This is a genomic window from Nocardia vinacea NBRC 16497, assembly GCF_000308835.1.
Classification (GTDB): Bacteria; Actinomycetota; Actinomycetes; order Mycobacteriales; family Mycobacteriaceae; genus Nocardia; species Nocardia vinacea.
In genome coordinates, this window is record NZ_BAGN01000221.1 from 1 (window position 1) to 9,630 (window position 9,630).

At 66.4% G+C, this 9,630-nt stretch carries 6 protein-coding genes; 4 read left to right on the top strand and 2 right to left on the bottom strand.

What is annotated here, in order from left to right; all coding sequences use genetic code 11:
• The first annotated feature begins 163 nt into the window (after positions 1–163).
• The 3 genes from ON44_RS31415 to ON44_RS31425 are packed head-to-tail and all read left to right on the top strand — an operon-like array spanning position 164 to position 5,063.
• Positions 164–1,543 (top strand): GlnX family signal transduction membrane protein, encoded by a 1,380-nt coding sequence (locus tag ON44_RS31415; RefSeq protein ID WP_040696814.1) that lies wholly within the window; start codon positions 164–166, stop codon positions 1,541–1,543.
• On the top strand, positions 1,540–2,517 hold the full coding sequence (locus ON44_RS31420) for a glutamate ABC transporter substrate-binding protein (protein WP_040696815.1): 978 nt from the start codon (positions 1,540–1,542) through the stop codon (positions 2,515–2,517). The genes ON44_RS31415 and ON44_RS31420 overlap by 4 nt, the downstream gene beginning before the upstream one ends.
• Before the next feature lie 5 nt (positions 2,518–2,522).
• Complete coding sequence (locus ON44_RS31425) at positions 2,523–5,063, top strand: serine/threonine-protein kinase (RefSeq protein ID WP_245567408.1); 2,541 nt, start codon at positions 2,523–2,525, stop codon at positions 5,061–5,063.
• 372 nt (positions 5,064–5,435) lie between these two features.
• Here ON44_RS31425 and ON44_RS31430 read toward each other — a convergent pair whose 3' ends face one another.
• Both ON44_RS31430 and pta read right to left on the bottom strand, forming a co-directional pair.
• Positions 5,436–6,668 carry an acetate kinase gene (locus ON44_RS31430; protein ID WP_051182653.1) on the bottom strand — a complete coding sequence of 411 codons (1,233 nt, stop codon included), beginning with the start codon at positions 6,666–6,668 and terminating at the stop codon, positions 5,436–5,438.
• Between the two features lie 120 nt (positions 6,669–6,788).
• Positions 6,789–8,861, bottom strand: coding sequence for a phosphate acetyltransferase (gene pta / locus ON44_RS31435; protein ID WP_040696817.1), 2,073 nt, complete (start codon positions 8,859–8,861; stop codon positions 6,789–6,791).
• A gap of 94 nt (positions 8,862–8,955) precedes the next feature.
• On the opposite strand from pta, the gene ON44_RS31440 reads away from it, so the two are divergent.
• Positions 8,956–9,459 carry a nitroreductase family deazaflavin-dependent oxidoreductase gene (locus ON44_RS31440; protein WP_040696818.1) on the top strand — a complete coding sequence of 168 codons (504 nt, stop codon included), beginning with the start codon at positions 8,956–8,958 and terminating at the stop codon, positions 9,457–9,459.
• Positions 9,460–9,630: the final 171 nt, after the last annotated feature.

Below are 9,630 nucleotides of genomic sequence, written 5' to 3' on the forward strand. Positions count from 1 at the left end.
TGCCGCAATCCGTCCGGGCCGCGTGACCAACCGTCACCGTCACCACGCATCTGGTTACCATCCTCATCTAGCCGTTGCGCGGTTGTTTCACCGCGACGGCGCCGGTAAGACCACAATAAGCTCCCAGCAGGAGCACATGTGCGCACCAACCGGGGAGGTGGAGATGGCAGCGCTCGACTCGACGACGGCCCCGCGGCCGCCGTCGGTCACGGCCGATGTCGGGCCCGAGCGGCTGGACGTGCCGCGCGAGGCCGGGCTACGCGCCCATCTGGACCCGGCGAACCTACGATCCTTCGCGCTATCGACACCGGGCCGGCTCATCGCCATAGGTCTGCTGCTCATCGGCCTGTGCCTGGCCGCGGGCATGATGACCGCCGCAACCGTGAGCGACCGCCAGCAGGCACTGGACATCCTGCTCGACGACACCGAGCCGGACGCGAACTCCTCCCATCACCTCTACACCTCGCTGTCCATCGCGGACGCCGCGGCGAGTACCGCGTTCATCGCGGGCGGCCTGGAACCGGAGACCGTGCGCGACCGCTACAGCCAGGCACTCGGCGAGGCTTCCGCGGAATTGGTGACGCAATCGGGTCATGCGGCCGGCGAGGCGACCGCTGACGATCCGGACACCCGGCTGCGCACGGGCATCGCCACCGGCCTTCCGGTCTACTCTGGTCTTGTCGAAACCGCCCGTGCGAACAACCGCAACGGGTACCCGGTCGGCGCCGCGTATTTGAGCGAGGCATCGAATCAGATGCAGACCGTCCTGCTCCCGATGGCCGCACAGCTGCAGAGCCATCGCTCCGATGCAGTCAGCGCGGCCCAGCGGCATCATGTGCAGCCGCCGTGGTCCGCGATCGGTGTGCTGATTCTGGCGCTGGGCGCACTGGTCTGGGCGCAGTTCGATCTGTCGAAGCGCTGGCACCGCGTGCTCAATCCGGGACTGCTGCTCGCCTCGGCCGCGATATTGATCCTGTTGGCGTGGACGCTGATCGCCGGATCCGTCTCCGCCGCGGAAATGATCGGTGGCCGCGACCACGGCGCGGTGCCGAGCTCCCGTTTGACCGAGAGCCGCATTCTGACCCAGCAGGCCCGTTCGGCGGAGACGCTGAAGCTGGTGCGTCGCGACGCGACCGGCGACTACGACCGGACCTACGAGTCGAGTGTCACCCGGCTCGACGAACTACTCAGCGGCTATCCCTCCGATGCGCCCGCCGCCGATGAGATCGAGAAGGCCCGTGCGGCACTTATCCGTTGGCGAGCGGCCCATCAGCGCATGAACGACAATCTCGCGCACGGCGACTTCGTCGGGGCGGCAACGGTGGCGACCGGGCCGGGCACGGCGGATGCCGAAGCACAGGTGGAATCGCTGGACCGCGCACTGGGACTGGGTTTGGACGCAACGCGCGATACGTTGCGCGACAACATCTCCGGTGCGGCCCGATCACTGGACTTCCTGGCACCGGGCGCGATGGTGCTGGGGATACTCGCCGCGGCCTATGTCGGCCTCGGTATGTGGCCGCGACTTCGGGAGTACCGATGAACCGCGTGCGCGGGCTGCTCGCCGCGCTCGCCGCAAGCGCCCTGGTCGCCGGGTGCGCGGCGGGCTCGGACACGATCGATAACAAGACCACCGTGTACACCGAACCACCGCTGCCCGCCAAAGCCGTTTCGATACCGACGGACTCACCGATTCCAGCGGAACGCGACGAGCAATGCGGCGATCCGACCGCGAGTCTGCGGCCCACCGGGGCGGGTGCGGCCGCCCGTGGACCGACCATCGATGCGATTCGTGCCCGCGGTCGGCTGGTGGTCGGATTGGATACCGGCAGTAACCTTTTCAGCTTCCGGGATCCAGTGAGTGGCACGATCGTCGGGTTCGATGCCGATATCGCCAGGGAGGTCGCGCGCGATCTGTTCGGCAGTCCGGAGCAGATCGAGTACCGCAGTCTCGGGTCCGCGGAGCGCGAGTCCGCGCTGCAGAATCACCTCGTCGATATCGTCGCCAAGACGATGACGATCAATTGTGAACGGCGGCAGAAGGTCACCTTCTCCACCGTCTATCTCCACGCGAATCAGCGCGTGCTCGCGGTGAAGAACTCCGGCATCCGAAGTCTGGCCGATTTGGCGGGTAGGCGGGTGTGCATCGTTTCCGGCACCACCTCGCTGGACCACATGCGCCGCGAACAGCCCGCAGCGACCATCCTCACCGTGCCCACCTGGGCCGACTGTTTGGTAGTACTGCAGCAGCGCCAAGTCGACGCGATAAGCACCGACGACGCCGTCCTCGCGGGTCTGGCCACGCAGGACTCGTCGTACACCGAGTTGGTCGGCCCCAGTATCAGCGTCGAGCCCTACGGCATCGGAATCCCTAAGGGCAATGACGATCTCGTCCGCTTCGTCAACGGCACGCTGGAGCGCATCCGCAATGACGGCACATGGGCACGGCTGTACCAGCAATACCTCATCGCTCTAGGGCCGGTCCCAGCCCCGCCCGTCCCGACCTATCAGGACTGACGGCGATGACATCACCGCACGATGCCACCGATTCGACCAAGGGCGAGCCGAAGGAACCCGCCGAGGAATCCGCAGAGAGCACCAGGGCAACCGCGTTCTTCGAACCAGATATGGCCGAACCGGGCTCCGCGGCCATCGAAACGATCAGATGGTCACCGGGTACCGGCCCCGAGGCCGAAACCCTGCGTCCCGAGGCCACTTCCGGCACCGAGGAGACCGCCGACGAATCCGCCCGTCACCACCCCGCCTCCGCCGACACGACCCGCGACCACCCCGCCTCCGCGGAAACCATGCGCCACCAACCCGCCTCCGGCGAAACCGTTCGGCGGAACAATATGGCCGCTGAATTCACCGTCGGCGCATGGAATGCCCCGGAGCCGACCTCCGCGGCGACCATGCGCACCTCCGGCCGCAGCGTCCGCACCGCGCGCTCGCGACCGACGACGCGCAAACTCGGCGCCGGACTGGTCACGATTCCGAATATCCCGCCCGCCGATCCACGCACCGCGGTGCTCGCCGATCCCGTCGTCTCCGAGGGCAGGCGCTTCTGTTGGCGCTGCGGCAACCCGGTCGGTCGGGCCACCGCGACCCGCCCCGCGACAACCGCTGGTACCTGCGAAACCTGCGGTGCGCCATATGATTTCCGCCCGTCACTGCACGAGGGCGATTTGGTGTCGAGCCAGTACGAGATCCAGGGCTGTATCGCGCACGGCGGACTCGGCTGGATCTACCTCGCGATCGACCGCAATGTCAGCGACCGCTGGGTCGTCCTGAAGGGTTTGCTGCACGCGGGCGATACCGAGGCGCAGGCGGTGGCCGTCGCCGAACGCCAATTCCTCGCCGAGGTGGCACATCCCAGCATCGTCAAGATCCACAACTTCGTCGAGCACACCGGCCCCGACGGCGAGTCCATCGGCTACATCGTCATGGAGTACGTCGGCGGCCGCTCGCTGCGCGATATTCTCGACACCTATCCGCGGCCGGAGCGGATGCCGGTCCCCGAGGCAATCGCATATCTGCTGGAGATCCTGCCCGCGCTGGAGTATCTGCATTCGATCGGGTTGACCTACAACGACCTCAAACCCGACAACATCATGGTCACCGAGGATCAGGTCGAACTCATCGACCTCGGCGCCGTCGCCACCATCGATGCCTACGGAAACCTGTATGGCACCAGGGGTTTTCAGGCACCCGAGATCGCCAGGACCGGGCCGACGGTGGCCTCGGACATCTACACCGTCGGGCGGACGCTGGCCGTACTGACACTGAGCATGCCGATGGAACAGGGACGCTATCTCGACGGCATACCCGACCCCGCCGACAATCCGGTACTCGAACGCTACGAGTTCTTCCATCGCCTCCTGCTGTGCGCGACCGATCCCGATCCCGAACGCCGTTTCCCCTCCGCGCGCGTCATGTCGGCCCAGTTGGCCGGGGTGCTGCGCGAGATCCTGTCCATGGCGACCGGCTCCGAACATCCCCAGCTGTCCACAGTTTTCAGTCCACAGCGCGGCAGCTTCGGCACCGAGGAGTTGATCAGCCAGACCGACGCCTATGCCGACGGCATCGCGAGAAGCAACCTACTGCGCGCCGCCGAAGTGGCTGCGGCACTTCCGGTTCCGCTCATCGATCCGACGGACGCATCGGTGCCGGTGCTCGCGGCCGTGGCACATCCGGAACCGAACGACGCGCTTGCGGCGTTGCAGGAGGCACATGAGCGCGCCGTGGCCGATCCCGAAAAAACCCAGGAGACATGGGATCTGGAGCTGACACTGGCCGAGGCCAAGCTCCGGCTCGAACTCGGCGAATCGGCGGCGGTGCTGCAGATGCTGTCACGAGTGTCCGGCGATCACGATTGGCGCATCAACTGGTATCTGGGCCAGGCCCGGCTGCTCGAGCTAGACTACGAGCAGGCGTATGACAGCTTCGATGCGGTGCTGCGGGTGCTACCCGGCGAGATCGCGCCCAAGCTCGCACTCGCGGCGACCGCGGAACTGGTTCTGCAGCACTGGGATTCGGACGACCACGAACAATGGCGGGCCTGTGCGGAGAAGTTCTACGCCACCGTCTGGCGCACCGACCGCGCCGTGGTGAGCGCCGCATTCGGCCTGGCCAGACAGTCGGCCGAGGCGGGTCAGGTCGACGAGGCCGTGCGCGCGCTCGACGAGGTGCCCGCCGCCTCCCGCCACTACACAACAGCCCGGATGACCGCGGTATGGCTATTGCTCACCGCCGCCCCGATCGGCGAACTCCCCGAATCCACCCTGCACCTTTCGGCCTCGCGCGTGGTCGGTCTGCCCAGTGGGGAGAGCCGCGCGACCCAGATGCGCGTACTCGTCCTCGGTGCCGCGCTGGCCTGGCTGCAATCGGGAAATACGCCGAGGAGCGACGGGACAACCCTCTTCGGCGCGCCGTTCACCGAGCGCGAGCTGCGCGCGGGCACCGAGGCCGGGCTCCGCGCCCTGGCCCGCAGCGCCCCCGGCCGCAATCACCGCTATGCGCTGGTCGACCTGGCGAATTCCATCCGAGCCAAGACCTGGATCTAGATTCGAAGCTGGACGACTGATCTCGTACCAATATGGGTAACTCATCGGGTACTCCCAAAACCGAGCCACCCTCGCAACCGCCGGCCCGCGACGACCGGTCCCCCACCTCCCAACGACCGGCAAAAGGCCCGGGGAGGCGGGGGAGCCTCGGATCTCGATTCGCGGAGCAGTCGGCACACCGATGATCCCCGGGATTCCGCGCTTCCGGCCCGCTCCGGGGGCAGCCGGAGCGGGCACATCGGGAGTGGCGAGGGCATCGCGGTCCCGATAGCGGCGGAGGTCCGGCCCGGTTTCGGCGTCCGGCGCGAACCCTGATCCGATACCAATACTGCCGCAGCGAGTGTGAGGATTCCGTGAGGTTTTCTAGAGTTCTCAATCAGCGCGCTGAGCTGTGACAACGCGGAGTGCGGCCTGCGCGATCGCCAATTCCTCATTGGTCGGCACGACCAGCACGGCGACCTCTGCGTCCGGTGCGGAGATATGCCGGGCCGCGCGGTCCTCAGCGGTGTTGCGGGCCGGGTCGACCGCGATGCCGAAGCGGGACAGCCCGGCGAGTGCGTCGGCGCGGACCTGCGGGCTGTTCTCGCCGACGCCCGCGGTGAAGGTGATGGCATCGACGCCGCCTAGCTCGATCAGATACGCGCCGAGGTAGCGGCGCAGGCGGTGGATGTACACGTCGTAGGCCAAGCGGGCCGCGGCGTCGCCCGCGTCGATGAGCCGCTGCAACTCACGGAAGTCGTTGACGCCGGATAGGCCCTTGAGTCCGGCGTTGCGGTTCAGCATCTCGTCGATCTGGTCGACATCCATGTGGGCCGCACGGACCAGATGCGCGAAGATCCCGGGATCGAGATCGCCGCCCCTGGTGCCCATCACCAGCCCCTCCAGCGGGGTGAGGCCCATGGTGGTGTCGATCGGGTGTCCGCCGCGTATGGCCGATGCCGATGCGCCGTTGCCGAGGTGGAAGATGATCTGATTCAGGTCTGCGGGATTTCGATCGAGCAGCACGGCGACCCGGCCGGAAACGTACTCGTGCGACGTGCCATGGAAGCCGTACTTCCGGATGCCATGCGCGGCAGCGAGTTTCGCGTCGATGGCGTAGGTCTTGGCGGCATCGGGGAGGCCGTGGAAGAACGCGGTATCGAAGACCGCCACCTGCGGTACGCCGGGCAGCAGTTCGCGCGCGCTCTCGATGCCCGCGACATTCGCCGGATTGTGCAGCGGCGCAAGCGAAGACAGCTCGGATATGGCCGCGACCACGGCGTCATCGATGAGCGTCGGCCGGTAGAACACTTCGCCGCCGTGCACCACGCGGTGCCCGACCGCACGCACCCCGGCGGTGGCCAGATCGTGGCCGGATTCGGCGAACACATCGAAGACCAGCCGCAGCCCCGCCGTATGATCGGCGATCGGCTGTCGATGCTGGATGGTTCGGCCATCGACCTGATGCTCGATCCCGGCCTGCTCCTCGCCGATCCGATCGACCATGCCGGACGCGGCGACCACACCCGACTCCGGGTCCAGCAGTTGGTATTTGATCGACGACGAGCCGGAATTGATCACCAGCACCAGGTCATCGCGCCCACCCGTCGCCCGACCACCGGCCATCATCGAATCGCTCAGCGATGCCGCGTCCATATCCGCACCTCCTGCATCACGCGCGTGCCCCGCACTCGGTCAGCAACCGCGAACCCGGTCGGATTGTTCCGCTGTGTGCCACACCGCACATCAGCTCTCCTGTGCCTGGATCGCGGTGATGGCAACCGTATTGACGATGTCGGCGACGAGCGCACCGCGGGACAGGTCGTTGACCGGTTTGCGCAGCCCCTGTAGCACCGGGCCGATCGCGATCGCACCGGCGCTGCGCTGGACCGCCTTGTAGGTGTTGTTACCGGTGTTGAGGTCGGGAAACACGAAGACCGTTGCGCGCCCGGCCACTTCGGAATCGGGGAGTTTGGTGGTGGCCACCGTGGGCTCGATCGCGGCGTCGTACTGGATCGGGCCCTCCACCAGCAGTTCCGGCTCGCGCTCGCGAACCAGTTTGGTGGCGACGCGCACCTTGTCCACATCGGCGCCGCTACCGGATTCACCGGTCGAGTAGGACAGCATCGCGACGCGCGGGTCGATGCCGAAGCGAGCCGCGGTGTGCGCGGAGGAGATCGCGATATCGGCCAGCTGCTCCGAGGTCGGATCGGGCACGACGGCGCAGTCGCCGTAGGCGAGCACCCGATCGGCCAGGCACATGAGGAACACACTGGAGACCGTGGACACGCCCGGGACGGTCTTGATGATCTCGAAGGACGGCCGGATGGTGTGCGCCGTGGTGTGGGCCGCACCGGAGACCATGCCGTCCGCAATGCCTTTGTGCACCATCATGGTGCCGAAATACGAGATATCGGACATGGTTTCGCGGGCGCGCTCGAGTGTCATGCCCTTGTGCTTGCGCAGTTCGGTGTATTCCGCGGCGAATTCGTCGAGGTAGCCGGAGGTGCGCGGGCCGAGTACCCGTGCGGCCGAGATATCGACGCCGAGTTCGGCGGCACGGGCGCGTACCGCCGCCTCGTCGCCCAGAATGACCAGATCCGCGATCTTGCGCTGCAGCACCCGCCCCGCCGCGCGCAGGATGCGGTCGTCGTCGCCCTCGGGCAGCACAATGGTCTTGCGGTTCGCCCTGGCGCGTTCGATCAGCTGGTATTCGAACATTTGCGGTGTCACCACGGAGGTATCCGGGATTTCGATGCGCTGCAACAACTCCGACGCGTCGACATGCTGTTCCATCAGGGCCAGCGCGGTGTCGACCTTGCGCGGGCTGCCCGCCGACATGCGGCCGCGGGTGCGGTAGGCGGCGCTCGCGGCGTCGTAGGTGCCCAGTTCGGTGGTGAGGATGGGCAGTTTGGGTTTGAGGCCGTTCATCAGCCTGGCTACCGCCGGATGCGGCAGCATGCCACCGTTCATGATGATGCCCGACAACGACGGAAAGCCTTCCGCCTCATGGGCATTCACGACACTGAGCAGCACGTCCGAACGATCGCCCGGCGCGATGACCACGACACCGTCGACCAACCGCTCGAGAATATGTTCGGCCGTCATGCCACCGACCATGACCTTCAATGCCTCACGCTGCAGCAATTCCACATCACCGCTGTACATTTCGCCGCCGATCGCGGTGCACAGCTCGGCCATGGTGGGCGAAATCAGCAGTGGCACTTCGGGTAACGTCCAGGATGGCACATCGAAGGCCTTCAGTGCGGCTCCTACTTCGTCCAATTGCTCTGGGTCGCAACGGTTGGCGATGATGGCCACCAAGTGCGCGTGTTCGAGGGACAGCTCGTGTGCGCACAGCTCGGCCAGGTGCTCGACCTCGTCGGGAGTGCGGCCAGAACCGCGCACGACCAGCAGTACGGGCGCGCCGAGGTTCACTGCGATGCGGGCATTGAAGCGCAATTCGCTCGGGCTGGCCACATCGGTGTAGTCGCTGCCGACGATCACTACCGCGTCACACAGCTTCGCGACCTCGTGGAAGCGCATGACGATCTCGCTGATCGCGGCATCCGGATCCGCGTGTACCTGCTCATAAGTAACGCCGATGGCCTGCGCGTAGTCGATATCGGCGGTGCTGTGCTCGAGCAGCAGTTCCAGGACGTAATCCGGCTCGGTGGTCGAGCGGGTGATCGGCCGGAATACGCCGACCCGGGCGGTGGTCGCGCACAGCATCTGGAGCATGCCGAGGGCCACCGTCGATTTTCCGGTGTCACCCTCCGGAGATGCGATGTACACAGCGGATGGAGCGGAATCGGCCATGCCCGAGAGCTTAGTGAAGCCGCGGCTACCTCGACCGTTCGGCGAGACGGCGATCACGAACTCCTATTCGCACCGATCCGGATATAGTCCGGGCATGGCTGAGCAATTCCCGAAGCGGCAGTGGGGTTCGAACACCAATTTTCTTGCCCGCCTAGCGACCAAGCTCGCTTCCACCAAACCCGGGTCGTGGCTGATTCGGAAAGTTACCCCGCTGGATCGGGCCATCCTCGAGCGCACGAATGCCAAGTACACCCTCCTCGGCCCGATCGGTGCCCCGGTCATGCTGCTGACCACCACCGGCCGCAAATCCGGTGAGCCGCGCACCCAACCACTGCTCTGCCTGCACGACGGCGACACCATCTACGTGATCGGCAGCAACTTCGGCCAGCACCAGCATCCGGCCTGGACCACCAACCTCCTGGCGAACCCGAATGCCACCGTCGCCATCGCAGGTCAACGCATCCCCGTGCGCGCCACCCTGGTCGAGTCCGACAAGGACGCCCTCTTCGCCCGCTTCGTCGAGATCACCAGCGCCTACCGCATCTACCGCACCCGCACCACCCGGGACCTGCGCATCTTCGCCCTCACCCGCGCCTGAGCCAACCGCGCGAACCGGATCCGCACACCGAGTGCATGCCCGGACCGAGCCAGTCCAATTGTCGCTGCGAAACCAATCGCGGCCAGACACGCCTCGATTGGCATTTTGCCTGAGCCGGCCGAGCATCGCGGATCCAGCCGAGCATGGGCACGAGCCCATCAATGCTCGGCC